The sequence below is a fragment of the Nocardioides sp. NPDC006303 genome (assembly GCF_040613175.1).
Taxonomy (GTDB): Bacteria; Actinomycetota; Actinomycetes; order Propionibacteriales; family Nocardioidaceae; genus Nocardioides.
In genome coordinates, this window is the sequence record NZ_JBEXRR010000005.1 from 48296 (window position 1) to 74331 (window position 26036).

The 26036-nt window shown below is 70.3% G+C and carries 19 protein-coding genes; 12 read left to right on the forward strand and 7 right to left on the reverse strand.

Annotated elements, in window-relative coordinates:
- Window positions 1-3654, reverse strand: a complete 3654-nt coding sequence (locus ABZY89_RS05985) for a nitrate reductase subunit alpha (RefSeq protein ID WP_355225469.1) — start codon at window positions 3652-3654, stop codon at window positions 1-3.
- A gap of 175 nt (window positions 3655-3829) precedes the next feature.
- Here ABZY89_RS05985 and pheS point away from each other — a divergent pair, with 175 nt between their 5' ends.
- Both pheS and pheT read left to right on the forward strand, forming a co-directional pair.
- Window positions 3830-4951, forward strand: coding sequence for a phenylalanine--tRNA ligase subunit alpha (pheS, locus tag ABZY89_RS05990; protein WP_355225471.1), 1122 nt, complete (start codon window positions 3830-3832; stop codon window positions 4949-4951).
- Window positions 4948-7437 (forward strand): phenylalanine--tRNA ligase subunit beta, encoded by a 2490-nt coding sequence (gene pheT, locus ABZY89_RS05995; RefSeq protein WP_355225472.1) that lies wholly within the window; start codon window positions 4948-4950, stop codon window positions 7435-7437. The genes pheS and pheT overlap by 4 nt, the downstream gene beginning before the upstream one ends.
- A 66-nt stretch (window positions 7438-7503) precedes the next feature.
- On the opposite strand, the gene ABZY89_RS06000 is transcribed toward pheT, so the two are convergent.
- Together ABZY89_RS06000 and ABZY89_RS06005 are read right to left on the reverse strand one after the other, a co-directional pair.
- The gene (locus ABZY89_RS06000; protein WP_355225473.1) at window positions 7504-9714 is read right to left on the reverse strand and encodes an acyltransferase family protein; all 2211 of its coding nucleotides are present in this window, start codon (window positions 9712-9714) and stop codon (window positions 7504-7506) included.
- Window positions 9715-9775: 61 nt separating this feature from the next.
- On the reverse strand, window positions 9776-10807 hold the full coding sequence (locus tag ABZY89_RS06005; RefSeq protein ID WP_355225475.1) for a beta-eliminating lyase-related protein: 1032 nt from the start codon (window positions 10805-10807) through the stop codon (window positions 9776-9778).
- A gap of 194 nt (window positions 10808-11001) precedes the next feature.
- On the opposite strand from ABZY89_RS06005, the gene ABZY89_RS06010 reads away from it, so the two are divergent.
- Window positions 11002-13989, forward strand: a complete 2988-nt coding sequence (locus ABZY89_RS06010) for a BTAD domain-containing putative transcriptional regulator (protein ID WP_355225476.1) — start codon at window positions 11002-11004, stop codon at window positions 13987-13989.
- Window positions 13990-14002: 13 nt separating this feature from the next.
- On the opposite strand, the gene ABZY89_RS06015 is transcribed toward ABZY89_RS06010, so the two are convergent.
- The 4 genes from ABZY89_RS06015 to ABZY89_RS06030 form a co-directional block, all read right to left on the reverse strand.
- A complete protein-coding gene (locus tag ABZY89_RS06015; RefSeq protein ID WP_355017222.1) occupies window positions 14003-14821 on the reverse strand; it encodes an ABC transporter permease in 819 nt (272 codons plus the stop codon).
- Window position 14822: 1 nt separating this feature from the next.
- Window positions 14823-15833, reverse strand: coding sequence for an ATP-binding cassette domain-containing protein (locus ABZY89_RS06020; RefSeq protein WP_355225477.1), 1011 nt, complete (start codon window positions 15831-15833; stop codon window positions 14823-14825).
- Between the two features lie 69 nt (window positions 15834-15902).
- The gene (locus ABZY89_RS06025) at window positions 15903-16457 is read right to left on the reverse strand and encodes a TIGR00730 family Rossman fold protein (protein WP_355225479.1); all 555 of its coding nucleotides are present in this window, start codon (window positions 16455-16457) and stop codon (window positions 15903-15905) included.
- Between the two features lie 10 nt (window positions 16458-16467).
- Entirely contained in the window at window positions 16468-17301 is an 834-nt protein-coding gene (locus ABZY89_RS06030; RefSeq protein ID WP_355225480.1) for a maleylpyruvate isomerase family mycothiol-dependent enzyme, read from the reverse strand.
- A gap of 80 nt (window positions 17302-17381) precedes the next feature.
- Here ABZY89_RS06030 and argC point away from each other — a divergent pair, with 80 nt between their 5' ends.
- From argC to ABZY89_RS06075, 9 genes are read left to right on the forward strand one after another with little or no spacing between them, the layout of a single operon-like run.
- The gene (gene argC, locus ABZY89_RS06035; RefSeq protein WP_355225481.1) at window positions 17382-18413 is read left to right on the forward strand and encodes an N-acetyl-gamma-glutamyl-phosphate reductase; all 1032 of its coding nucleotides are present in this window, start codon (window positions 17382-17384) and stop codon (window positions 18411-18413) included.
- Window positions 18413-19351 (forward strand): acetylglutamate kinase, encoded by a 939-nt coding sequence (gene argB, locus ABZY89_RS06040; protein WP_355225649.1) that lies wholly within the window; start codon window positions 18413-18415, stop codon window positions 19349-19351. Before argC ends, argB begins: the two co-directional genes overlap by 1 nt.
- The gene (locus ABZY89_RS06045) at window positions 19348-20538 is read left to right on the forward strand and encodes an acetylornithine transaminase (RefSeq protein ID WP_355225483.1); all 1191 of its coding nucleotides are present in this window, start codon (window positions 19348-19350) and stop codon (window positions 20536-20538) included. Before argB ends, ABZY89_RS06045 begins: the two co-directional genes overlap by 4 nt.
- A complete protein-coding gene (argF, locus tag ABZY89_RS06050) occupies window positions 20535-21458 on the forward strand; it encodes an ornithine carbamoyltransferase (protein WP_355225484.1) in 924 nt (307 codons plus the stop codon). Before ABZY89_RS06045 ends, argF begins: the two co-directional genes overlap by 4 nt.
- Window positions 21455-21982: an arginine repressor gene (locus ABZY89_RS06055; RefSeq protein ID WP_141804442.1), complete on the forward strand. Its 528-nt coding sequence runs from the start codon at window positions 21455-21457 to the stop codon at window positions 21980-21982. Before argF ends, ABZY89_RS06055 begins: the two co-directional genes overlap by 4 nt.
- 25 nt (window positions 21983-22007) lie before the next feature.
- Entirely contained in the window at window positions 22008-23468 is a 1461-nt protein-coding gene (gene argG, locus ABZY89_RS06060; RefSeq protein ID WP_355225485.1) for an argininosuccinate synthase, read from the forward strand.
- Window positions 23468-23938 (forward strand): NUDIX domain-containing protein, encoded by a 471-nt coding sequence (locus tag ABZY89_RS06065; protein ID WP_355225487.1) that lies wholly within the window; start codon window positions 23468-23470, stop codon window positions 23936-23938. The genes argG and ABZY89_RS06065 overlap by 1 nt, the downstream gene beginning before the upstream one ends.
- Window positions 23935-25356: an argininosuccinate lyase gene (gene argH, locus ABZY89_RS06070; protein WP_355225488.1), complete on the forward strand. Its 1422-nt coding sequence runs from the start codon at window positions 23935-23937 to the stop codon at window positions 25354-25356. The genes ABZY89_RS06065 and argH overlap by 4 nt, the downstream gene beginning before the upstream one ends.
- A complete protein-coding gene (locus tag ABZY89_RS06075) occupies window positions 25356-25925 on the forward strand; it encodes a DNA-3-methyladenine glycosylase (RefSeq protein WP_355225490.1) in 570 nt (189 codons plus the stop codon). Before argH ends, ABZY89_RS06075 begins: the two co-directional genes overlap by 1 nt.
- Window positions 25926-26036 lie beyond the last annotated feature (111 nt).

Sequence of the window (26036 nt, forward strand, 5' to 3'; positions counted from 1 at the left end):
TCAGTAGTCCACCTTCTGGGAGCGCTTGCGGACGGTGGCAACCATGTCTCGCTGGTTACCGGTCGGGCCGAGGTAGTTGAACGCGTAGGACAGCTGTGCGCAGCCGCCGATGAGGTGGCTGGGCTTGACCAGCAACCGGGTGGCCGAGTTGTGGATGCCACCGCGCCTGCCGGTGGCCTCCGACTTGGGTACGTCGATGGTGCGGTCCTGGGCGTGGTGCATATAGACCACGCCCTCCGGCATCCGGTGGGAGACGACTGCTCGGGCGACCACGACGCCGTTGGCGTTGGTGGCCTCGACCCAGTCGTTGTCGCGTACGTCGATCGCCTCCGCGTCCTGTGGTGACATCCAGACGGTGGGACCGCCGCGGGAGAGGGACAGCATGAAGAGGTTGTCCTGGTACTCGGAGTGGATCGACCACTTCGAGTGGGGCGTGAGATAGCGGACGGTGACCTGCGCCGAGCCGTCCGGGCCGATCCGGGGCTCGCCGAAGAGACGATGCATGTCCGCAGGCGGGCGGTAGATCGGCATCGCCTCGCCGATGTCGCTGAGCCAGTCGTGGTCGAGGTAGAAGTGCATCCGCCCGGTGAGCGTGTGGAACGGCTTGAGGCGCTCGATGTTGACCGTGAACGGCGCGTAGCGGCGCCCGCCGGTCTCCGAGCCGGACCACTCCGGGGAGGTGATCACCGGCACCGGCGCCGACTGCGTCTGGGCGAAGGTGATCCGCTTCTCCTCCGAGCCCTCGGCGAGGTCGGCGAGTGGCTTGCCCACGCGTCGTTCGAGGGTCTTGAAACCCTGGACGGCGAGCTCGCCATTGGTGGTGCCGGAGAAGAGCAAGATCGCCTCGGCCATCTTCTCGTCGGTGTCGATCGCCGGGCGTCCCTCGGCGGGACCGCTCGGCATCACGCCGGTCTGCCTGGCCAGCTTCGCGGTCTGCTCCTCGAGGCGGTAGGTGATGTTCTTTACCGTGAACCCGAGGGTGTCGGCCAGCGGCCCGACCGAGGCGAGCTTGTCGGCGATGGCGGTGTAGTCCCGCTCCACCACGGCGATCACCGCTCTGGTGTCGTCCGGGTCGGCCGGCGTCTCGCCCGGGGTGTCGTGCTGGACCGGGACGCTGACGATGTCCTTGCGGGTGCCGAGATGCTTCCTCGACAGCCCGGACAGCTTCTCGGCCAGCCCGTGGAAGAGATCGAAGTCGGTTCGCGCCTCCCACGGCGGGTCGATCGCTGGAGTGAAGGCGTGCACGAACGGGTGCATGTCGGTGGAGGAGAGATCGTGCTTCTCGTACCACGTCGCCGCCGGCAGGACGACGTCGGAGAGCAGTGTCGTAGACGTCATCCGGAAGTCGGCCGAGACCAGCAGGTCGAGCTTTCCCTCGGGTTGCCGGTCGTGCCACCTCACGCTGCTCGGACGCGGGGTGTTCGGGTTCTCCGAGCCGAGCACGTTGTGATGCGTTCCCAGCAGCGTACGCAGGAAGTACTCGTTACCCTTCGCCGAGGAGCCGAGCAGATTGGAGCGCCACAGCACCAGGGTCCGCGGCCAGGCGCTGGGGGCGTCGATGTCGGCGATGGCCGGCTCGAGGGTGCCGTCGGCCAGAGCGGTCGAGACGTAGTGGGCCGCGTCGTCGGCGTAGCCGGCGGCGACCGCCTTCGCCGCCTCGTCCGCCACGTCGAGCGAGTTGCGGTCGAACTGTGGGTAGAAGGGCATCCAGCCCTTTGCGGCCGAGGCGGCGATCACGTCGGCCGTGTGCCCGCGCAGGTGTCCTGCGGCCAGCGGCGAGGCCAACGAGTCGGCGCTGTAGCCGTCGGTGCGCCACTGGCCGGTGTGCATGTACCAGAACGAGGTGCCGGTCATCGTCCGCGGCGGCCGGGACCAGTCGAGTCCGTTGGCCAGCGAGATCCAGCCGGTGATCGGACGGCACTTCTCCTGCCCGACGTAGTGTGCCCAGCCGCCGCCGTTGCGTCCCATGCAGCCGGTCAGGATCAGCAGGGAGAGGATCGCGCGGTAGATCGTGTCGCCGTGGAACCACTGGCACACGCCGGCCCCCAAGATGATCATCGACCGGCCCTGGGACTCCTCGGAGTTGGCGGCGAACTCGCGCGCGATCCGGATGCACGCCTCGGCCGGAACCGAGGTGATCTCTGCCTGCCAGGCCGGGGTGTAGGGAACGCTCGCGTCCTCGTAGCCCGACGGCCACCTGCCCGGCAGCCCCTCTCGCCGGACCGCGTACTGCGCCAGGATCAGATCGAACACGGTCGTCACCAGGTGGCCGCCGACCCGGGTCGTGGGTACGCCGCGGCGCAGCACCTCACCGGTGCCGTCGGCGCTGGTGAACGCCGGCAGCAGCACCTCGACGGCCCCGCCGTCCCCGTGGAGGGTCAGCTGGGGTCGTACGCCGTCGACGTCGAGGTTCCATCTGCCCAGCCCGGAGTCGGCGTAGCGGAAGCCCATCGAGCCGTTCGGGATGACCGGCTGGCCGGTGTTCTCGTCGATGAGCACCGTCTTCCAGCGCTCCTCGGGCGGGCCGTGTTCGGCGCCGAGGGGATCGAGGTCGGCGGCGGTGAGGAACTTGCCCGGGACGTAGGCGCCGTCCTTCTCCTCCAGGCGGACCAGATGGGGGAGGTCGGTGTAGGTGCGGACGTAGTCCTCGAAGAACGGGGTCTGCTTCTCGACGAAGAACTCGCGTAGGACCACGTGGCCCATGGCCATCGCGAGCGCGGCGTCGGTGCCGGCCTGGGCGGGCAGCCACTCGTCGGCGAACTTGGTGTTGTCGGCGAAGTCGGGACTGACCGTGACGACCTTGGTGCCGCGGTAGCGGACCTCGGCCATCCAGTGGGCGTCCGGGGTGCGGGTGACCGGGACGTTGGAACCCCACATCATCAGGTAGGTCGAGTCCCACCAGTCACCGGACTCCGGCACATCGGTCTGGTCACCGAAGACCTGCGGCGAGGCGACGGGTAGGTCGGCGTACCAGTCGTAGAAGCTGGTCATCACGCCGCCGATGAGCTGGGTGTAGCGGGTGCCGACGCAGTGGGAGACCATCGACATCGCCGGGATCGGGGAGAAGCCGATGTTGCGGTCGGGGCCGTGGGACTTGATGGTGTGCACCTGCGCGGCCGCGGCGATCTCGAGCGCCTCGTCCCAGCTGGCGCGTACCAGGCCGCCCTTGCCCCGAGCCTGCTGGTAACGGCGCCGGCGCTCGGGGTCGGCCTGGATGTCGGCCCAGGCTTCCACCGGGTCGCCCCCGGTGCGCTGCTTGGCCTCGCGGTAGAGATCGAGGAGGACACCGCGGACGTAGGGGTACCTGACCCGGGTCGGGGAGTAGGTGTACCAGGAGAAGGCGGCGCCGCGAGGGCAGCCACGGGGTTCGTACTCCGGCCTGTCGGGCCCGACAGAGGGATAGTCGGTCTGCTGGGTCTCCCAGGTGATGATGCCGTCCTTGACGTAGACCTTCCACGAGCACGACCCGGTGCAGTTCACCCCGTGGGTGGACCTGACCACCTTGTCGTGGCTCCATCGGTCCCGATAGAAGACGTCACCGGCTCGACCGCCCTTGCGGAAGACCGCGCGACCGTCGTCGGTCTCGTCCCATCTGGTGAAGAAGCGACCTGCCTTGAGCAGGAGGTCGCTGGCCGGACCGTCGACTCGGGTCATGCCTTTACTATCGCCACAGTAAAGGTATGGATACAAGGGACCACAAGTCCTTAACAATGAGTCGCCTGTGGCCGACTGTCGGTGACGCCTGGCGTCCAGGGGATGTCCGGTTCGCGCGGGGGCCTGCGAGGTTCCTAGACTGTCGCTCACACACTCGATGCGACGAAAGCCAGTGATGTCCGGTCCCAACACCGACTATGACCCGGTAGAGGTCACCCCCTTGAAGGCTGAGGAGGTCGAGGCCGCGCGCGACGCCGCGCTCAAGGCCATCGACGCCGCGACCAGTCTCGAGGAGCTCAAGCAGACACGGCTCGACCACGCCGGCGACCGTTCGCCGCTGGCCCTGGCCAACCGTGAGATCGGCGCGCTGCCGCCGGCGGCGCGCAAGGATGCCGGCCAGCGCGTCGGCAAGGCGCGCGGCGCGGTCAACCAGGCGCTCGCGGCGCGGCAGAAGGTGCTCGAGGCCGAGCACGAGGCGCGGATGCTGGTCGAGGAGACCGTCGATGTGACGCTCCCGACCGACCGGCTCCCCGCTGGTGGGCGGCACCCGCTCACCACCGGCGCCGAGTACATCGCCGACATCTTCGTGGCGATGGGCTGGGAGGTCGCCGAGGGCCCGCTCATCGAGGCGGAGTGGCTCAACTTCGACGCTCTCAACCTGGGTCCGGACCACCCGGCCCGCACCATGCAGGACACGTTCTGGACCGAGCCCGCCGAGAACCACGTCGTTCTCCGGACCCACACCAGCCCGGTCCAGGCGCGCACCATGCTGACCCGCGAGGCGCCGATCTACGTGGTCTGCCCCGGACGCGTCTTCCGCACCGACGAGTACGACGCGACCCACTCGCCGATGTTCCACCAGGTCGAGGGCCTCGCCATCGACGAGGGCATCTCGATGGCGAACCTGAAGGGCACCCTGGACCACTTCGCCACCCAGATGTTCGGCGAGGGCATCGTGACCCGGTTCCGGCCGTCGTACTTCCCCTTCACCGAGCCCTCGGCGGAGGTCGACCTGACCTGCTTCGTCTGCCGTGGCGCACAGGTCGTCGACGCCGGAGACGGTCAGCTCGTCACCTGCCGCACCTGCAAGGGCGAGGGCTGGATCGAGTGGGGCGGCTGCGGGATCGTGAACCCGCGCGTCCTGGTCGCCTGCGGTGTCGACCCGGAGAAGTACAGCGGCTTCGCGTTCGGCATGGGCATCGACCGCACCCTGATGTTCCGCACCGGCCTGTCCGACCTGCGCACCCTCTTCGAGGGTGACGTCCGGCTTACTACTGCATTCGGGAGTGAACTGTGAAGGCCCCCCTCTCCTGGATCAAGGAGTACGTCGACCTGCCGGCCGATCTCGGCATCGAGGAGATCACCGACCGGCTGACCGCGCTCGGCCTCAAGCTGGAGGCGATCGAGACCTCCGGCGCCGGCATCGAGGGCCCGCTCGTGGTGGGCCAGGTGCTCACCCAGGAGCCCGAGCCGCAGAAGAACGGCAAGACGATCAACTGGTGCACCGTCGACGTCGGTGACGCCAACGGCACCGGTGAGCCGCAGGGCATCGTCTGCGGCGCGCACAACTTCAAGCCGGGCGACAAGGTCGTCGTGATCCTGCCCGGCGGCGTGCTGCCGGGCAACTTCCAGATCTCGGCCCGCAAGACCTACGGTCACATGTCGGCCGGAATGATCTGTTCCGCGCGCGAGCTCGGGCTGGGGGAGGAGGCCGACGGCATCATCGTGCTGCCGGCCGACGCTCCCGCGCCCGGGACCGACGCGCGCGAGGTGCTCGGGCTCGGCGAGGAGATCATCGAGTTCGAGATCAACCCGGACCGTGCCTACGCCCTGTCGATGCGCGGCATCGCTCGGGACGCGGCGCTCGGCTTCGACGTACCGTTCCACGACCCGGCGCAGGTCGACTACCCCGTCGCCGACGGCTCGGGCTACCCGGTCCGGCTCGAGGACGACGGCTGCGACTTCTTCGTCACCCGCGTGATCACCGGGTTCGACCCGGCCGCGCCGACGCCGGAGTTCATCAAGAAGCGGCTCGAGGCCACCGGCGTACGCTCCATCTCGCTGGCCGTCGACGTCTCCAACTACGTGATGATGGAGCTCGGCCAGCCGACGCACTGCTACGACCGGGCCAAGCTGTCCGGCGACATCGTGGTGCGACGCGCGAGCGAGGGCGAGAAGATCACCACGCTCGACGACGTGGTCCGGGTGCTCTCCGAGGAGGACCTGCTGATCACCGACGACTCCGGCCCGATCGGCATCGCCGGTGTCATGGGCGGAGCGTCCACGGAGATCTCGGAGTCGACCACGGACATCGTGGTCGAGGCCGCGCACTTCGACCCGACCACCGTCTTCCGCTCCCAGAAGCGCCACAAGCTTCCCTCGGAGGCGTCCAAGCGCTTCGAGCGCGGCGTCGACCCGCTGCTGCCGCCCGCCGCGGCCCAGCGCGTCGTCGAGCTGCTCGTCGAGCACGGTGGCGGCCAGGCCGTCGGTGTCTCCGAGGTCGGGCCGGGGGCCTCGCCCGAGACGCGCGAGCCGTTCCGGACGATCACGATCCCGGTCGACCTGCCGGCCCGGATCATCGGGCTCGACATCGACGAGGCGACGGTGGTGAAGTCGCTCGAGCTGATCGGGGCGCGGGTCGCCGTGTCGGGTGACTCGCTGCGTGCGACCATCCCGAGCTACCGCGTCGATCTCACCGACCCCTACGACCTCGTCGAGGAGGTCGCCCGCATCGTCGGCTACGACAAGGTCCCCTCGGTGCTGCCGCGCCGGGCGACCGGTGGCGGTCTCACCCGCGCGCAGCAGCTGCGCCGCCGGATCGGGCGTGCCCTGGCCGGCGCCGGGCTGGTCGAGGTCGTCGACTTCCCGTTCGTCGGCGAGGCCGACTTCGATCGCCTCGGGCTGCCCGCCGACGACGTGCTGAGGCACACCGTCAAGCTGGCCAACCCGCTCAGCAGCGAGGAGCCCGGCTACACCACGACGCTGCTCCCGGGCCTGCTCAAGGTCGCAGCCCGCAACGTCTCCCGGGGTCAGGACGGGGTCTCCCTCTTCGAGACCGCGACCGTCGCCTTTCCGGTCGACCAGGCCGCGCCGATCTATGGCGTAGACCGGCGCCCGACCGAGGAGGAGCTCGAGAAGCTCCTCGCCGCGATCCCGCGCCAGCCCCTGCATCTCGCCGTCGTGCTCGCCGGGGAGCGTACGCGGGGTGGCTGGTGGGGCGCCGCCGAGACGGCATCGTGGGCCGACGCCATCGACGTCGTACGCCGCCTGGGCACCGAGCTCGGAGTCCCGGTCGAGGTCGCCTCGGCCTCGCGGGCGCCGTGGCACCCGGGTCGCTGTGCGGTCGTCTCCGTCGACGGTGTCGAGTTCGGCCACGCCGGCGAGCTGCACCCCAACGTGTGCAAGGCGTTCGGGCTGCCGGCCCGTTCGGCAGCGGTCGAGATCGACCTCGACTTCCTGATCTCGAAGGTGCCCGCCACCGCCGCCGGCCCGGTCTTCTCGACCATGCCGATCGCGAAGGAGGACGTCGCGCTGACCGTGCCGGTCGACGTCACTGTGGCCGCCGTGGAGGCGGCGCTGCGTGAGGGTGCCGGGCCACTGCTGGAGACGGTGCGGCTCTTCGACGTCTACGAGGGCGACCAGGTCGGCGAGGGCAAGAAGTCGCTGGCCTTCGCGCTGCGCTTCCGCGCTCCCGACCGCACGCTGAAGGCCGAGGAGACCGCGGCCGCACGCGATGCGGCGGTCGCCAGGGCGGCCGAGCTCACCGGCGCCGTCCAGCGCTGAGGATCTGACCAGAACGGGGAGGGCCGCTCGCGTGATGCGAGCGGCCCTCCCTGCTGCGTACGGTCGCTATCCTCGGCCGCGGATGTCCAGCTCGCGGGCCAGCGGCTCGGCGAGCTGGGGTGCGTACTGGCGCGACATGTGGGTGCCGTCGTAGTGGGTGATGGTGTCGCCGACGACAGCAGGGCAGGACCCGTCCCAGCAGAAGTAGGAGCTCATGTCGGCGACGTCGACACCGACCTCCTCGGCCGCCCGGACCTGCACGTCGATCGACCGCTCCCGCGACTCCACCGCACCCATCAGGCAGTCACCCAGCGTGGCGCCGGGCCGGGACAGGCAGGTGCCGGCGTTGGCGTCGAAGCCCTGGATGTCGCGGATCAGCACCGTACGCCTCGTGTGCTTGTCCACGCGGCGAAGGAAGTCGGTGTAGGCCGGATGCATGAGCTCGTCGATCTTGCGGCTCTCACCGACCCAGTTGCCGTCCTCGTCGAAGACGCCCTGGATCGGCGGGGCGGTGGAGACGACGGTCAGGTCGGGGTCGAGGCGGCGGTACTGCTTGAAGGCCCAGCGGTTGAAGTCGTCGCACTCGGTGTAGGGGTCCTTCTCGCTGCCGCGGTCGGTGGTGATCGAGGCTGACACGCAGCGGTTCTTGACCAGGAAGTAGGTTCGGAAGCCGTGCTTCTTCGCGATGTCGTTCAGCGTCGGGACCCAGTGCAGGGCGTGGGAGTTCCCGAAGACCACCATCGTCTTCTTCCCGTCGGGGTCGCCGTCGACGCATAGGTCGCGCTCGGAGTCGTCGGTGTAGTCGCACCTGGTCCGGCTCGGCTTGAGGGAGTCGAGCTCGGTGAGCGCAGGACGCAGCTCGGTCGGGACCGGCGTGTCCTCGCGCGCCGCGAGCACCGACGCCCGCACCAGCGCCTCCTGCTTGTCCAGCGACGGATCGGCCGCGGGTGCGTCGGCCAGGGTGATCGCCGGCTGGAAGTCGCCGCGGGTGGCCTCGTAGTCGGCGTAGGCGGTGCCACCGAACGCGATGGCCGCCACGAGCGCGATGCTGACCGGGTAGAAGGTCAGCGCGCGCCGGGTCGGCCGCCAGATCGCACCTTCGCGGAACGGCGCCTCGACGAGCCGGAAGGAGACGTACGCCAGCACGAACGCGCCCGCGACGGCCAGGCCGCGCTCGGGCCAGGTGAGCTCACGCTGGAGGACGATCTCGGGTAGCACCAGGAGCGGCCAGTGCCACAGGTAGAGCGAGAAGGACCAGTCACCGATCGCCCGCATCGGCGCCACCGACAGCAGTCGGGCGCCGATCGTCGTCTCGCCCGAGGGAAGGGCACCGGCGAGGATGATGGCCGCGGAGCCGAGCACCGGGAGCGCGGCGTGGTAGCCGGGGAACGGGGTGGACTCGTCGTAGGCCAGGCAGGCCCAGACGATCGCGATCAGCCCGCCCAGGACGAGGATCTCGCGGACCAGGCGTACGCCCCCGAGCCGCTGCATCACCCGGCCGCTGGTGACCAGGATCGCCAGCGCCGCGCCGATCCCGAGCTCCCAGGCGCGGGTGAGCGAGGAGAAATACGCCGCGGTCGCCTCGCCCGGCGTGTGGACGATCGACCAGACGAAGCTCGCGAGGGTGATCAGCGCGATCGCGGCGAGGAGGAACCGGCGAGCCCGTGCCGAGCCCTGCTGGACGTCACGCTCGCCGCCGCCCCGGGAGCCGCCGATCCTGCTCGCCAGGACGATGCAGATCAGCGCGACGAGCGGCCAGACCAGGTAGAACTGCTCCTCGACCGCCAGCGACCAGAAGTGCTGGACCGGGGAGGGCGGCAGCTCGGCCTGGAAGTAGTCGGTCCCGGCGATGGCCATCCGGATGTTGGCGGCGAACGCCGAGGCCCAGACCGCATCGACGGCGAGCGGGGCGACCTGCGCCGGTCCCAGGAGCACCACCGCGGCGACCACGGTGGCCGCGAGGGTGAGGGTGGCAGCCGGGAGGATGCGCCGCGCCCGGCGCGCGTAGAAGCGTCGCAGCGATATCCGGCCGGTCCGGCCGAGCTCTCCGACGAGCTGCTGAGTGATCAGGAAGCCCGAGATGACGAAGAAGACGTCGACGCCGACGAACCCGCCGGCGAACCAGGAGACTCCCGCGTGGGCGGCTAGGACGGTGAGGATGGCGACGGCGCGTAGCCCCTGGACGTCGCCACGTAGCCGTTTCGCCGGCACGGAGGCAGGCTGGTTCGAAACGGTCGTGCTGGGGGCGAGGTGGGGGACCTGGAGGTCGTGAGACATAGGCGGGTGAGGTTACCGAGTTCACCCCCTGGATTCCCAGATGTGGCCTGTCGGCCATGTCTCAGCTCGCGCCGCCCACCTCGAGGTGGCTCAGGACGGTGCGGACGTCCTCGCTCGTGGTCTGCCACGACGTCACGAACCGGACCTGGCCTCCGAGCCGGTGGAAGAGCACCCCGGCCGCCTCCAGGCGGTCCGCCGTCTCCTCGGGGAGATCCACCCAGGCGAGGTTGGCGTCGACGGAGTTGGTGATGCGTACGCCTGCCTTCTCCAGGCCGGCGGCGAGCTCGGCCATCCGCTCGTTGGCGTTGCGGGCGTTGTGGAGCCAGAGGTCGTCGGTGAGGTAGGCCAGCAGCTGTGCCGACTGGTAGCGCATCTTGGAGGTGACGTGGCCGCTGCGCTTGGTGCGGTAGACGAGCTCGTCGGCGGGAGCGTCGCTGAAGCAGACGATCGCCTCGGCCGAGAGGGCGCCGTTCTTGGTCGCGCCCAGGGAAAGTACGTCGACGCCCGCCCGCCAGGTGAGGTCCGCCGGCGCGGCGCCGGTGGCCACGACGGCGTTCGCGAACCGAGCGCCGTCCAGGTGCACCCGCAGGTCGCGGGTCTTGGCGATCCCGGTGAGCTCGGAGATCTCCGCGACGGAGTAGACCGTGCCGTAGTCGGACGGTGAGGTCAGCGAGAGGACGGTCGGCTGGGAGTGGTGCGGGTCGCCCCAACGTACGCCGTCCAGGTGGGCCTGCAGCGCCTCCGGCGCCATCTTGTAGCCCTCGCCGGTGAGGCCCGTCATCACCGCGCCGCCGCTCAGGTAGGAGGTGGCGCCGCCCTCGCTGCTCAGGATGTGCGCGGTCTCGTGGCACAGCACCGAGCCCCAGGGCGGGGTCAGCGCGGAGAGCGAGAGTGCGTTGGCCGCGGTGCCGCTCAGCACCGGGAACACGCGTGCCGTCGGGTGCTCGAAGACCTCGCGAACACGGGCCTCGCCTATGGCGGTGACCTCGTCACCTCCATAGGCGAGCGCGGAGCCCGAGTTCACGGCGGCCATCGCCTCCAGGATCGCGGGGGAGACGGAGGCGGCGTTGTCAGAGCGTAGTTCGACGGTCACGGACCCATTCTGGCGATCGCCTGGTCGCCTCGGTCGGCGGGACGCGGGGTAACACGTTGTTCGTAGGACTACTCGCCCTATCTAATGGGGCGAGCAGTCCTACGAACAACGTGTTACAGGCGGGCGGCGCGTCGAGGAGGGGCTGGGATCTATCCCGTACGTACGCGATATATCGCTATGACAGAATGGCGGCTGTGACGACGCTGAGTGTGCTGGACGAGGTCACCTGGGCGGGCGCGCCGGTGGCCGGCGAGCGGACCCGGGCGCTGTTGCGTGCCTTGGTCGAGGCCGGCCCGCGAGGTGCCTCCGAGGCTGCTCTCGTCGAGGAGGTCTGGGGGCGTGACGACGTTCCGGCCAACCCCTCGAAGGCGCTCCAGGTGGTCGTCTCCCGGGCCCGGACGGCTACCGAATCCAGCGCGATCGAACGTACGCCGCGGGGCTACCGCCTCAACCTCCAGGCCGGCGACGTCGACGCCTGGTCGCTGCGTCCGGAGGCGCTGAGGCTGGCCGCCGAGAAGAGGTACGCCGAGGCGCTCCCGCTCCTCGAACGGCTCCTCCGTCTCGACCCCGACGAGGAAGTCACCGAGGCGGTGCTGCGGGCGGTCGCCGCGGTGCACGGTGTGCCGGCGGCGCTGGAGCGCTTCGAGGCGTACCGGAGCGGGCTGGCCGACGGGCTCGGCGTCGACCCGAGCCCGCGGCTGCGGGCCGTTCATGCCGAGCTGCTCGCGCGCGACCGCCCGGTGCGCTCGGGGCTGCGTCACGACGCCGACGTGCTGATCGGTCGCGAGCAGGACGCCGCCGAGGTCTCCGCCCTGCTGAAGGCCTCGCGGGTCGTCACCATCCTCGGCCCCGGCGGACTCGGAAAGACCAGTTTGGCCCAGGTCATCGCCCACGGCGCCGAGCAACCGGTGGTCCACTTCGTCGAGCTGGTCGGCGTGACCGCTCCCGAGGACCTGGTCAGCGAGGTCGGCTCGGCTCTCGGCGTGCGCGACTCGGTCGCCCACCGCGACCGGCTCACTCCCGATCAGCGGGCCGACGTGCGGTCGCGGATCGCGCAGCAGCTCGACGGCGTACCGACACTGCTCGTTCTCGACAACTGCGAGCACATCGTGGCCGCCGTCGCCGACCTGGTCGCCTTCCTGGTCGCGACGGTGCGCGACCTCACCGTCCTGACCACCTCCCGGAGCCCGCTCGCCATCGGCGCGGAGCGGGTCTACCCGCTCGGCCGGCTGGGGACGTACGACGGCAGCGAGCTGTTCCGGCGCCGCGCCGTCGCCGCGCGGCCCGGGGTCCACCTCGACGAGGGCCGGGTCGACGAGATCGTCACCCGGCTCGACGGCCTGCCGCTGGCGATCGAGCTGGCCGCGGTGAAGGTGCGGGCGATGTCGGTCGACGACATCGCGCGGCGCCTGGAGAACCGGTTCGAGCTGCTGCGCGGTGGCGACCGCAGTGCTCCCGATCGCCATCAGACCCTGGTCGCGGTCATCGACTGGTCCTGGAACCTCCTCTCCGAACGCGAGCGGCGGGCGATGCGCTGGCTCTCGGTCTTCCACGACGGGTTCACCCTCGCGGCGGCAGAGTCGATGCTCGGCGCCGACACGTTCGCCGCGATCGAGGAGCTCGTCGACCAGTCGCTGCTGACCGTCGTCGACGCGCCGCTGGGCTTCCGCTACCGGATGCTCGAGACCGTCCGCGAGTTCGGCCGGATGCAGCTGATCGACGCCGGAGAGGACGCCGCGGCCCGGGCGGCGCAGCGCGCGTGGGCGCGCGACTACGCGGACGCGAGCGCCGGCCGGATCTACTCCCCGGAGCAGTTCGACGCCATGGACGAGCTGCGCGCCGAGGAGAGCAACCTCGCCGACATCCTGCGCCAGGTCCTGGCCGACGACGAGGCCGAGTCGGTGATCCGTCTCTTCTGCGCGATGGGTGTCTTCTGGACCATCGCGGGCGAGCACCAGCGGGTGATCATGCTGGCTGGACCGGTCGCCGATCTGCTCGCCGAGTGGGAGCCGCCTCCCGAGCTGCTGGAGAAGACCCGGCTCGTCCTGGCCCTGCTGCTCTTCGGTGCCGCCGTGACCGGTGGCTCCGGCCTCGAGCGGCTGATGACGATCCTGGACCGGGTCGGCGCCGAGGCCGCGGACCCACAGCTCAGGGTGATGCTGAAGGTCATGCAGGCGATGGCGGCCACCGTCTCTGGAAACGGAGCCGGCACCGGGGCCGGGCGGCCGCTGGAGGACGAGCTGGCCGACCTGGTCACCGATCCCGACCAAGAGGTACGCGCTCGGGCCTACACCTTCCTCAGCCACGAGCGGGAGAACCTCGGCGACCCCGAGGGTGCGGTCGCCGCGGGGAGGGAGGCGCTGCGTCTGACCGGCACCGACGGCGGACTCTGGCCGCAGGCGATGCTGCACGCCCAGCTCAGCGGCCTCTATGCCCAGCTCGGCCGGCTCGGCGAGGCGGCCGAGCACGCCCGCGAGGCCGTCCCGGTCCTGCGCCGTCTCGGTGCCGACGACGACCTCGTCCAGACCAACGCCATCCTGGTGACGTACGCCGTGGAGCAGGGCCGCCTCGAGGAGGCGGCCGAGATCCTCGCCCAGCTCGCCGACGAGCAGCCCCACGGCGGCTTCGGCTCCCGGGGCGCCGTCCACGGCGCCCGGGCGCAACTCCTCCTCGCCCAGGGACGGGTCGGCGAGGGGCTCGCGCTGTTCCGCGAGGTGGTGGAGACGATGGGCGAGATGCCGTTCCCGGGCTTCACCGACGACCCCGACCTGGTGCCGTGGCGCGTGGCGGCCGAGGCGGTCACCGTGGTCGCCTGCGCCCGGCACGGTGAGGGTCCGGAGGGCTCCGACCTCTTCGAGGCCCTGATGGGCAAGGCGCCGCGCCTGGTCTCCGAGGAGCGCCGGGCTCAGGACTATCCCGTCACCGGGATGGTGCTGCTCGCGCTCGGGCTGTGGGGCCTGCTGCGGGACGCGCTGCCGCGCGAGGAGTCGGTGCGGCTGGTGGTGCTGGCCGACCGGTTCGGCTACTCCCGCTCGTTCCTGGACATGCGCTGGGAGCGTGCGGTCGTCGACGCGAACCGGCTCGCGCCGGGCGTACTGGAACGGGTCTGCGAGGAGTACGGCGAACGCCGCGGGCTCGCCCTGCTGGACGAGGCCCGCGGCGTGATCGCGCGCCTGGCTTGAGACCCGGGAGCCGTCAGAGCTTCTTGCTGTAGCTCCACACCGAGAGCGGCGCGAAGATCGCGACGACCGCGGCACAGCCGACGAGCGCCCACACGACGCTCAGGGTGACGTCGCCGGCGTTCATCAGGTCGCGGGTGGCGTTGATGACCAGCGTGACCGGGTTGACGTCGACGAAGTGCTGCAGCCAGTCGGGCATCGTCTCCTTCGGTACGAACGCGGGGGAGAGGAAGGTCAGCGGGAACATGATCATCATGCCCAGGCCCTGCACCCCGCCCGCGGTCTTCAGGACCGTGCCGAGCCAGGTGAAGATCCAGCTCAGCGACCAGCCGGCGAAGATGGTCAGCGCCCAGCCGGCGAGCACCCCGCCGACGCCGCCACCGGGCCGGTAGCCCATCAGCAGGCCGACCACGATGGTCAGCGTCGCCGCGATCCCGTACCGGAGCAGGTCGGCGACCGCCGGACCGGCCAGCGGCGCGATCCGGGCGATCGGGAGCGCTTTGAACCGGTCGAAGACACCCTTGTCCATGTCCTCTCGCAGCTGGGTGCCGCGCGCCATCGAGGCGGTCAGCGCGGTCTGGGCCAGGATGCCGGTGATGATGGTGGGCAGGTACGACTTCACGTCACCGGAGATCGCGCCGCCGAAGATGTAGGCGAACATCGCGGTGAACAGCAGCGGCTGGATCGTGACGTCGAAGAACTGCTCGGGGTTGCGCATCATCTTGATGTACGCCCGGCGGGCCATGGTCAGCGTCTGGCCGATCGTCTCGCCCACGCCCGGGCGAGCCTTGAGCGGGCGGTCGGCGACGGCGTACGTGGAGATCAGTGCAGCCATCTCAGGCCACCTCCTCGGTGTTGATGTCGGTGTGGACGCCGGTGTGCGCTGAGTCTTGTGAGCTCTCGGTGCCGTGACCGGTCAGGGCGAGGAAGACCTCGTCCAGGGTCGGCTGCTGCACGTTGGCGGTGGTGATCGAGATGCCTGCGTGGCGAAGGCCGATGAGCACGTCGGCGGCCCGGTCGGCATCGGCCAGCGGTACGTTGACGCCGCCCGCTTCGGGAGTGAGCACCGGATGATCGCCGGTGACCTTCTCGACCACGGCGGCGGCGGTGGCGACCTGCGTCTTGTCGCTCAGGCGCAGGTGCAGCGTGGAGTTGCCGACGGAGGTCTTGAGCTGCTCCGAGGTGCCTTCGGCGACCTTGACGCCGCGGTCGATGACCGCGATCCGGTCGGCGAGCTGGTCGGCCTCGTCGAGGTACTGCGTGGTCAGCAGGACGGTGGAGCCGCCGGCGACCAGCGTACGGATGGTGTCCCACATCTGGCCCCGGGTGCGTGGGTCCAGGCCGGTGGTCGGCTCGTCGAGGAAGATCAGCGGCGGGCGGGACAGCAGCGAGGCGGCGAGGTCGAGGCGGCGGCGCATGCCGCCGGAGAACTTCGAGATCTGCCGCTTGGCGGCCTCCTGGAGCCCGAAGGACTCCAGCAGCTCCTCCGAGGCGGCCCGGGCGGACTTGCTGGACATGCCCAGCAGCCGGCCGAAGAGGACCAGGTTCTCGGTGGCGGTGAGGTTCTCGTCGACGGAGGCGTACTGCCCCGTCACGCCGACGAGCTGACGCACCTGGTGGGGGTGCGCCTTGACGTCGACCCCGAAGATCTCCGCCTTGCCGGCATCGATCGGGAGCAGGGTCGCGAGCATCTTCAAGGTGGTGGTCTTGCCGGCGCCGTTGGGGCCGAGCACGCCGAAGACCTCTCCGCGGCGGATCTCGAGGTCGATCCCGTCGACTGCGGTGAAGTCTCCGAAGGTCTTGACCAGACCTGAGGCCGATACGGCCAGTTCGGTGGTTGTTGTCATGCTCCCAGGGTGTGGGGCGCCGGTTTCAGGGCGCCTTCACCGTGGTTTCACGAGCTCTCGGGCCTGGTTTCAGCGGGCTGCGTCGAGGCGGGCGAGGACGTCGTCGAGATCGTCGCCGACCACCAGCGACTCCGCGGGGGAGCCGTGCAGGAAGCCCGCCGCGGCGATGCGCTCCATCATCTCCACGAGCGGGTCCCAGAAGCCGTTGATGTTGAACAGGCCGACCGGCTTGCCGTGCAGCGAGAGGGTCTGCCAGGTCCAGACCTCGAAGAGCTCCTCGAGGGTGCCGATCCCGCCGGGGAGCGCGAGGAAGGCGTCGGCGCGCTCGGCCATGAGCGCCTTGCGCTCGTGCATGGTGTCGACCACGACCGTCTGCATCCCCGGCGCGCCTTCGACGCGACCCCACTCGCGGTCGACCATGAACCGTGGGATCACGCCGAAGACCTTGCCGTTGCCGTCGATCGCGCCCTGGGAGATCTGGCCCATCAGGCCCCCGCCGCCCGCTCCGTAGACCAGCTCGATCTCGCGCTCGGCGAGCCCTTTGCCGACCTCGTAGGCCGTCTCCATGAGCGCCGGGTCGTTGCCGTCGCGGGAGCCGAGAAAGACCGCCAGGTGCTTGATCATGGGCGTGAGGTTAGTCGTCGTCGGTGATCGCCTGGTTCGTCAACGCGCGGAAGCGCTCGTAGACGTCCTTGTCGCCGGTGACCTGGATGCCCTCGTCGTCGCGCCGGCGCCAGAGCCAGGCGTCCAGGTCGGCCGCTGTGCCCTCGACCAGGGCGTCCGGCTCGGTTCCGGCGGGGATGTCGCCGGGGGAGACGACGCTGAGGTCGTGCTCGTCCTCGAGGCTGTCGCCGTTGGGGCGAGTGCCGGAGACGAGGCCGAGCTCGATCCAGGTCTGGGTGTCGGTGTCGACCGCGTCGACGCGTACGTACTGACCGCCGCCGGCAAAGCTCGCCCACTCCGGCTTGCCGCCGTAGAAGACGTCGAGGATCTCGTCGATCCCGTCGGCGGCCAGGGCCGGGTCGAGGGGTGTCACCGCGCCGGCGGTGAGCTCGGCGTCGAGGCGGTGGATGAGGATCTCGTGGGCCTGGCGGCGATAGGTGAAGCCGGCGGTCTGCTCCCGCGACCAGGTCCAGGCGGGCTCCTCGGGCCCGGTCTCCTCGAGGGTCTTGATGAACCGGGCGTTGACCTCGTCAAAGTGGGCGAGAAGCTGCTCGTACGTCGCCTCGGCCGGCTTCTCCGGCTCGGTGTACGTCTCGTCGGTAGGCACGGCGGGCCGGGTCTCCAGGATGAAGGTCCAGAAGTGCTGCACCACGCCGCCGACGTGCCACAGCAGGTCGGCGGCGGTCCACTCCGGAGCGGTCGGGACCGGGGTGGTGGGGTCCGTGTCGGCGAGTACGGCACGGAAGCGCGCCGACTCCGACCGGATGTGGTCGAGGTAGGCGGTGGGGGTGAGGCGGGTTGTCATGGAGCGAACACTAAAGGCCCACGTCTCAATCTCCGAACGGGTTTTGCGACATACATGCAGCCTGACGTATGTTCATGCACATGACGAAGAAGCGCGTCGCCGTCGCCGGTGCCAGTGGATATGCCGGAGGTGAGCTGCTCAGGCTGCTGCTGGCCCACCCCGAGGTGGAGATCGGCGCCCTGACAGCCGCCTCCAGCGCGGGCAAGACCCTGGGGAGCCTCCAGCCCCACCTGATCCCGCTCGCCGACCGAGTCCTGGAGCCCACCACCGCCGAGACCCTGGCCGGTCACGACGTCGTCTTCCTGGCGCTGCCGCACGGCGAGTCCGGGCCGATCGCGGCAAGCCTTCCCGACGACGTGGTCGTGATCGACTGCGGCGCCGACTACCGGCTCGCCGACGCCGAGACGTGGGCGAAGTTCTACGGCACCGACCACGCCGGCACCTGGCCCTACGGGCTCCCTGAGCTTCCCGGGCAGCGGGCCGCACTCTCCTCGGCCAGCCGGATCGCGGTGCCGGGCTGCTTCCCGACCGTCTCCACCCTGGCCCTCGCTCCGGCGGTCGAGGCCGGCATCGTCGAGCCCGAGGTCGTCGTGGTCGCCGCCACCGGCACCAGCGGCGCGGGGAAGTCGTCCAAGCCGCACCTGATCGGCGCCGAGGTCATGGGCAACGTCAGCGCCTACGGCGTCGGCGGCGTCCACCGGCACACCCCCGAGATCGTCCAGAACCTCTCCGCGCTGGTCGACGGCGAGGTGTCGGTCTCCTTCACACCGGTGCTGGTGCCGATGCCGCGCGGCATCCTGGCGACCTGCTCGGCCAAGCTCGGCGACGGCGTGACGGTGGCCGATGCGCGTGCTGTCTACGAGAAGGCGTACGGCGAGGAGCCCTTCGTCCACCTGCTCCCCGAGGGCCAGTGGCCCCAGACGCAGGCCGTGCTCGGCTCCAACGCTGTCCACCTGCAGGTGACCGTCGACGAGGCCGCCGGGCGGCTGGTCGTCGTCGGTGCCGAGGACAACCTCGCCAAGGGCACCGCCGGGGGAGCGATCCAGTGCATGAACCTCGCGCTCGGTCTCGAGGAGACCACGGGCCTGACGACGGTTGGAGTCGCGCCGTGATCGACCTGGAGACCGTGGCCCACGAGCCCGGACGCCCCGACCCCGCCAAGGCGCGTACGCTCGCCGGCGCCCTGCCGTGGCTGAAGGAGTATCACGGCAAGATCGTCGTGGTGAAGTACGGCGGCAACGCCATGACCGACGACAAGCTCAAGCGTGCCTTCGCCGAGGACATCGCCTTCATGCGGTTCGCCGGCTTCAAGCCGGTCGTCGTGCACGGCGGCGGCCCGCAGATCTCGAGCATGCTCGACCGGCTCGGCATCGAGTCGGAGTTCCGCGGCGGACTGCGGGTGACCACACCCGAGGCCATGGACGTGGTCCGGATGGTCCTGGTCGGCCAGGTCCAGCGTGAGCTCGTCGGGCTGATCAACGAGCACGGTCCGCTGGCCGTCGGGCTCTCCGGCGAGGACGCCGGCCTCTTCACCGCCGAGCCGGCCAGCACCGTCATCGACGGTGAGGAGATCGACCTCGGCCAGGTCGGCGAGGTCGTCGACGTACGTCCCGAATCGGTCCTCGACCTCATCCAGGCGGGCCGGATCCCGGTCGTCTCCAGCGTCGCGCCCGACATCGATGGCGCCGTATACAACGTCAACGCCGACCGCGCCGCCTCGGCCCTGGCGGTCGCGCTCGAGGCCGAGAAGCTGCTGGTCCTGACCGACGTCGAGGGTCTCTACCTCGACTGGCCCGACCCCGAGGAGGTCATCGGCGAGATCAGTCCCGAGGCGCTGGAGGGCATCCTGCCCGAGCTGGCCAGCGGGATGATCCCGAAGATGAGCGCCTGCCTCGAGGCGGTCAAGGGCGGCGTCAAGCGCGCCACCGTCGTCGACGGTCGCGCCGAGCACGCCGTACTGCTGGAGCTGTTCACCGCCGAGGGGGTCGGCACCCAGGTGCTCCCCGGCGTCACCACGAAGACCCGCAAGGCAAGGGAGCTCGACAAATGACGACCACTGAGCCCATTTCTTGGTCCGAGCGCTACGCCGGCGCCATGATGAACACCTTCGGCGCTCCCAAGCTGGTCCTCACCCGAGGCGAGGGCGCCCATGTGTGGGACGAGGACGGCAAGGAGTACGTCGACCTGCTGGCCGGCATCGCGGTCAACGCGCTCGGCCACGCCCACCCGGCGCTGGTCTCCGCGGTGACCTCCCAGATGGAGTCCCTCGGCCACGTCTCCAACTTCTTCACCTCCCACCCCCAGGTCGAGCTGGCCGAGGCGCTGCTCGCCCGGGTCCCCGGTGGCGAGACCGGCCGGGTCTTCTTCACCAACTCCGGCACCGAGGCCAACGAGGCCGGCTTCAAGCTGACCCGACGCACCGGGCGGAAGCACATCGTAGCTGCCCAGGGCGCCTTCCACGGCCGCTCGATGGGCGCCCTGGCGCTGACCGCCAAGGAGGCCTACCGGGCGCCGTTCGAGCCGCTGCCGGGCGAGGTCACCTTCGTCCCCTACGGCGACGCCGAGGCGCTGGCTGCGGCGGTCACCGACGAGACCGCGGCGATCATCCTGGAGCCGATCCAGGGCGAGGCCGGCGTCATCGTGCCGCCCGCCGACTACCTGGCGGCGGCGCGGGCCGTGGCCGACGAGCACGGCGCCCTGCTCTGGCTCGACGAGATCCAGTCCGGCCTCGGCCGCACGGGTCGCTGGTTCGCCCACGAGACCTCCGGCATCACCGCCGACATCGTCACCCTCGCCAAGGGCCTCGGTGGCGGCTTCCCGATCGGCGCCTGCATCGGCCTGGGCCGGGCCGCGACGCTCTTCGAGCCCGGCAACCACGGCACCACCTTCGGTGGCAACCCGGTCGCCTGCGCGGCTGGCCTCGCGGTGATCAACACCATCGAGGCCGACGGGCTCCTCGAGCACGTCACCGTGCTCGGCCAGAAGCTCCGCGACGGCCTCGCCGCCGACCCGCGGGTCGCCCGGGTCGACGGGGAGGGCCTGTTCATCGGAGTGGTCCTCGCCGGTCTCGACTCCGGCGCTGTCGCCGCGGCCGCCCTCGAGGCGGGCTTCATCCTCAACAACGCCACGCCCGAGCGGATCCGGATCGTGCCGCCGCTGGTGCTCACCGAGGACGACGCCGAGAGCCTCCTGGCCGCCTGGCCCGCGATCCTGGACGCGGCGGAGGGGACGAAGTGACCAGACACTTCCTCCGCGACGACGACCTCACCCCGGCCGAGCAGGCCGAGGTGCTGGCGCTCGCGGCAGCGATGAAGCAGGACCCCTACGCCGCCAAGCCGCTCGCCGGCCCGGTGACCGTGGCCACGATCTACGACAAGCCGACGCTGCGTACCCAGGCTTCGTTCTCCTCCGGGATCGCCGAGCTCGGCGGTCACTCGATGCTCGTCGACGGCCGCCTGGCTGGGATCGGCGAGCGGGAGTCCGTCGCCGATGTCGCCCGAGTCCTCGGCCGGCAGGCGGGGGAGATCGTGTGGCGTACGTTCGCGCAGACCGACCTCGAGCAGATGGCCGCCCACTCCGGGGTCCCGGTCGTCAACGCGCTCACCGACGAGTTCCACCCCTGCCAGTTGCTCGCCGACCTGCAGACGCTGCGCGAGCACAAGGGATCACTGGCGGGCCTGACCGCGGCCTTCCTCGGCGACGCCGCCTGCAACATGGGCAACTCCTGGGCGCTGGCCGGAGCGATCGCCGGGATGCACGTCCGGTTCGGCGCGCCGGACGGCTACGCGCCCGACGCGGAGGTGCTGGTCAGGGCCAAGGAGATCGCCCAGGAGACCGGCGGCTCGGTCACCGTCACCTCCGACCCGGTTGCGGCGGCAGCCGGGGCCGACGTACTCATCACCGACACCTGGGTCTCGATGGGCAAGGAGAGCGAGGCAGCCGCGCGGGTCGCGGTCTTCTCGCCCTACGCGCTCACCACCGACCTGCTCGGCCACGCCGACCCCGACGCGGTGGTGCTGCACTGCCTGCCCGCCTACCGCGGCAAGGAGATCGAGGCCGAGGTGCTCGACGGGCCGCGCAGCCTGGTGTGGGACGAGGCGGAGAACCGGCGCCACGCCCAGAAGGCGATCCTGGCCTTCTTGTGGGAGCGACGATGACGACGAACGAGACCCAGCGGCCCGCGACCAAGGGCGCGCGCCAGTCCCTGATCGTGGACATCATCTGGGGCAAGGAGATCCGGTCCCAGACCGAGCTCTCCGAGGCGCTTTTCGCCCACGGGGTCAACGTCACCCAGGCGACGCTCTCGCGTGATCTGGACGAGCTCGACGCGGTGAAGGTGCGGGCGCCTTCGGGTGCGCTGGTCTACGCGGTTCCCGGCGAGGGCGGTGACCGCACCGCGGTCGCCCCGGGGGAGTCGGCCAGCGGACGCAGCAAGCTCGGCCGACTCGCCCGAGAGCTCTTGGTGAGCGCCGACGGCAGTGGGAACCTCGTGGTGCTGCGTACTCCTGCAGGGGGTGCCCAGTACTTCGCCTCCGCGATCGACCGCGCCGAATACCCCGACATCCTCGGCACCATCGCCGGCGACGACACCGTGCTCGTCATCGGCCGCGAGCCCAAGGGCGGCGCTGCGCTCGTCAACCGCTTCCTCAGCCTCGCTGGCAAGACCACAGACATTCCGTAAGTTTCAGAGCAAGGAGCAACATCTCGTGAGCAAGGTCCTGACCTCCCTTCCCAAGGGTGAGCGCGTCGGCATCGCCTTCTCCGGAGGTCTCGACACCTCCGTGGCGGTCGCCTGGATGCGCGACAAGGGCGCGGTGCCGTGCACCTACACCGCCGACATCGGGCAGTACGACGAGCCCGACATCTCCGGCGTACCGGACCGTGCGATGGCCTATGGCGCCGAGATCGCCCGCGCCATCGACATCAAGCCGCAGCTCGTCGAGGAGGGCCTTGCCGCGCTCGCCTGCGGTGCCTTCCACATCCGCTCCGGTGGCCGCGCCTACTTCAACACCACGCCTTTGGGGCGTGCGGTGACCGGCACCATGCTGGTCCGGGCCATGCAGGCCGACAACGTCAACATCTGGGGCGACGGGTCGACCTTCAAGGGCAACGACATCGAGCGGTTCTACCGCTACGGCCTGATGGCCAACCCCGAGCTGCGCATCTACAAGCCGTGGCTCGACGCCGACTTCGTCCACGAGCTCGGTGGACGCCACGAGATGTCGGAGTGGCTGGTCGCGCACAACCTGCCCTACCGCGACTCCACCGAGAAGGCCTACTCCACCGACGCCAACATCTGGGGCGCCACCCACGAGGCCAAGACCCTGGAGCACCTCGACGTGTCGCTGGAGACGGTCGAGCCGATCATGGGCGTGAAGTTCTGGGATCCGTCGGTCTCCATCGAGTCCGAGGACGTCTCGGTGTCCTTCGTCGAGGGCCGCCCGGTGGCGATCAACGGCAAGTCCTACTCCGACCCCGTCGAGCTGGTCTACGAGGCCAACGCGATCGGCGGCCGCCACGGCCTGGGCATGTCGGACCAGATCGAGAACCGGATCATCGAGGCCAAGTCCCGCGGCATCTACGAGGCGCCGGGGATGGCGCTGCTGTGGGCGGCCTACGAGCGGCTGCTGAACGCGGTGCACAACGAGGACACCATGTCCAACTACTACAACGAGGGCCGCAAGCTCGGCCGGCTGCTGTATGAGGGTCGCTGGCTCGACCCGCAGGCGCTGATGCTGCGCGAGTCGATCCAGCGCTGGATCGCGTCGCTGGTCTCGGGGACCGTCACGCTTCGGCTGCGCCGCGGCGAGGACTACACGATCCTCAACACCGAGGGCTCGCACTTCTCCTACCACCCCGAGAAGCTCTCCATGGAGCGCGTCGAGAACGCCGCCTTCGGTCCCGTCGACCGCATCGGCCAGCTCACCATGCGCAACCTCGACATCGCCGACTCCCGCTCCAAGCTGGAGATCTACGCCGGGCATCCCCTGGACCAGGGAACGGTGCTCGTCGAGCACGGCACCCTCTTCGGCGAGCTGCCCGCGGGCGGCTTCGACCGCATCGCCGCCACCGACGGCAAGCCGCTCCCGGCCGCGCTCCCGGTCGAGGCGTCCGTCCTGGACGACACGATCCTGGACGAGGCCGCGCTGGAGGCGGGCAACGACTGATGGTGCGTGTGCACCGCGAGTCCGCGCGGGTTCTCCCGGTCAGTGCCGACGGCGAGGTGCTGCTTCTGCAGGACACCGACCCGGGGGACCCGTCGCGGGGCGCCTACTGGACCAGCATCGGGGGCGCCATCGACCCCGGCGAGGACGCGGTAGGCGCGGCGGTGCGGGAGCTGTGGGAGGAGGCCGGCATCCGGACCCTGCCCGAGGCGCTGGTTGGCCCCATCCAGGTCCACTCCGACGAGTACAGCTGGAACGGCGTCGACTACAGCGGCCACAACACCTACTTCGCCCTGGCGCTCGACCGTGAGGTCGAGATCAGCTTCGCCAACCTGGAGCCGATCGAGGTCGGGTCGGTCGTCCAGGCCGGCTGGTGGACGCCGGACAAGCTCCGCGCCGAGGGCACCGCGTCCCCGGGCGCACTTCCTGACATCATGGAGATCGCTATCAAAGCCGTACGAGGAGAGTCGTGACCACGCCTGCCAACACCACCAACGAGGGCAAGCTCTGGGGCGGCCGGTTCGCCGGTGGTCCATCGCCGGAGCTCGAGGCGCTCTCGCGCTCGACGCAGTTCGACTGGCGGCTGGCGCTCTACGACATCGCCGGGTCCCACGCCCATGCGAAGGCGCTGGGGGCGGCCGGGCTGCTCACCGGTGACGAGGAGAACGAGATCCACCGGGGTCTGGACGTCCTCGCCGACCGGTTCACCGCCGGGCGGCTGCTTCCGGCTGACTCGGACGAGGACGTACACGGCGCGCTGGAGCGGCTCCTCATCGAGGAGATCGGTCCCGACGTCGGCGGCAAGCTGCGGGCGGGGCGCTCGCGCAACGACCAGATCGCGACCCTGTTCCGGAGCTATCTGCTCGACCACGAGCGGGTGCTTCGTGGGCTCGTGCTCGATCTCATCGACGCGCTCGCGGGGCAGGCGGAGCAGAATCTGGGCGCGATCATGCCCGGACGTACGCACCTCCAGCACGCCCAGCCGGTGCTGCTCTCCCACCACCTGATGGCTCACGCCTGGTCGCTGCTGCGCGACGTCGATCGGCTCAACGACTGGCAGAGCCGGGTCGTGTGCGACTCGCCGTACGGTTCCGGGGCGCTCGCGGGGCAGTCGCTGGGGCTCGACCCGGAGCTGGTCGCCTCCGAGCTGGGCTTCACGGGTTCGAGCGCCAACTCGATCGACGGGACCGCCTCGCGGGACTTCGTCGCCGAGTTCGCCTACGTGTGCGCGCAGATCGGGGTCGACATCAGCCGGATCGCCGAGGAGATCATCCTGTGGGCGACCAAGGAGTTCGACTTCGTCACGCTGCACGACTCGTGGTCGACGGGCTCGAGCATCATGCCGCAGAAGAAGAACCCCGACATCTCCGAGCTCGCCCGCGGCAAGGCCGGACGCCTGGTCGGCAACCTGACCGGGCTGCTGACGACGCTGAAGGCGCTGCCGCTGGCGTACAACCGCGACCTGCAGGAGGACAAGGAGCCGGTCTTCGACTCCCTGGACACCCTCGAGGTGCTGCTCCCTGCCTTCACCGGCCAGGTCGCCACACTGGTCTACAACACCGACCGGATGGCCGAGCTCGCCCCGCAGGGCTTCTCGCTGGCCACCGACATCGCCGAGTGGCTGGTCCGGCAGGGCACCCCGTTCCGGATCGCGCACGAGCTCGCCGGCGCCTGTGTCCAGGCGGCGGAGAAGCGCGGCGTGGAGCTGGACGCGCTCACCGACGAGGAGTTCGCCACGATCTCGCCGGCGCTGACCCCTGACGTACGCCTGGTGCTGACCATCGAAGGCTCGGTCGCGTCCCGCGACGGCCGTGGTGGCACGGCTCCCGACCGGGTCGCCGAGCAGCTCGCCGAGCTCCGGGCCAAGGCAGCCGGGTTCCGTCCCTCGTAGTGCTCGCGAACCTGTTGAACCAGCGCCCCGAGGTGACCGCTCCGCGGCTCCTCGGGGCGACGCTGTCCTTCGACGGCGTGAAGGTGCGGCTGACCGAGGTGGAGGCGTACGCGGCCGACGATCCCGGCTCGCACGCCTTCCGGGGCGAGACGAACCGCAACCGGGTGATGTTCGGTCCGCCCGGGCGGCTCTACGTCTACTTCACCTACGGCATGCATTATTGCGCGAACCTCGTCTGCCATCCGGACGGTGAGCCCGGGGGGATCCTGCTGCGTGCCGGCGAGATCATCGACGGGATCGAGATCGCCCGGGAGCGGCGTGGAGCGGTACGCGACGTCGACCTCGCCCGGGGACCCGCGCGGCTCTGCTCGGCGCTCGGGATCGACCTCACGATGAACGGGACCACGGACTTCGAGCTGGACCTGGCGCCGACCGAGACGTGGGCGGAGATCGAGGTTGCGGCCGGACCGCGCGTCGGGCTGCGTCTCGCCCCGGACCGTCCCTGGCGGTTCTGGGTCGCAGGTGACCCGACCGTCTCGCCCTACCGGCCGGCGAAAGCCCTCCGATAGCTGGCCGGCCGGGCCGATCACCGTCCACAGGCCCGGTTCGGACCGCGGTTCTCCACAGGCCGCACAGGCCCGGGCGGAACTGTCGGTGCCCCTGATCAGGATGGTGGTCGG

Coding starts and splice junctions, on each gene's coding strand:
- ABZY89_RS05985 (WP_355225469.1), bottom strand. CDS start 3,654: ATGACCCGAGTCGACGGTCCGGCCAGCGACCTCCTGCTCAAGGCAGGT.
- pheS (WP_355225471.1), top strand. CDS start 3,830: ATGTCCGGTCCCAACACCGACTATGACCCGGTAGAGGTCACCCCCTTG.
- ABZY89_RS06000 (WP_355225473.1), bottom strand. CDS start 9,714: ATGTCTCACGACCTCCAGGTCCCCCACCTCGCCCCCAGCACGACCGTT.
- ABZY89_RS06015 (WP_355017222.1), bottom strand. CDS start 14,821: ATGGCTGCACTGATCTCCACGTACGCCGTCGCCGACCGCCCGCTCAAG.
- ABZY89_RS06020 (WP_355225477.1), bottom strand. CDS start 15,833: ATGACAACAACCACCGAACTGGCCGTATCGGCCTCAGGTCTGGTCAAG.
- ABZY89_RS06025 (WP_355225479.1), bottom strand. CDS start 16,457: ATGATCAAGCACCTGGCGGTCTTTCTCGGCTCCCGCGACGGCAACGAC.
- ABZY89_RS06030 (WP_355225480.1), bottom strand. CDS start 17,301: ATGACAACCCGCCTCACCCCCACCGCCTACCTCGACCACATCCGGTCG.
- argC (WP_355225481.1), top strand. CDS start 17,382: ATGACGAAGAAGCGCGTCGCCGTCGCCGGTGCCAGTGGATATGCCGGA.
- ABZY89_RS06045 (WP_355225483.1), top strand. CDS start 19,348: ATGACGACCACTGAGCCCATTTCTTGGTCCGAGCGCTACGCCGGCGCC.
- ABZY89_RS06055 (WP_141804442.1), top strand. CDS start 21,455: ATGACGACGAACGAGACCCAGCGGCCCGCGACCAAGGGCGCGCGCCAG.
- ABZY89_RS06065 (WP_355225487.1), top strand. CDS start 23,468: ATGGTGCGTGTGCACCGCGAGTCCGCGCGGGTTCTCCCGGTCAGTGCC.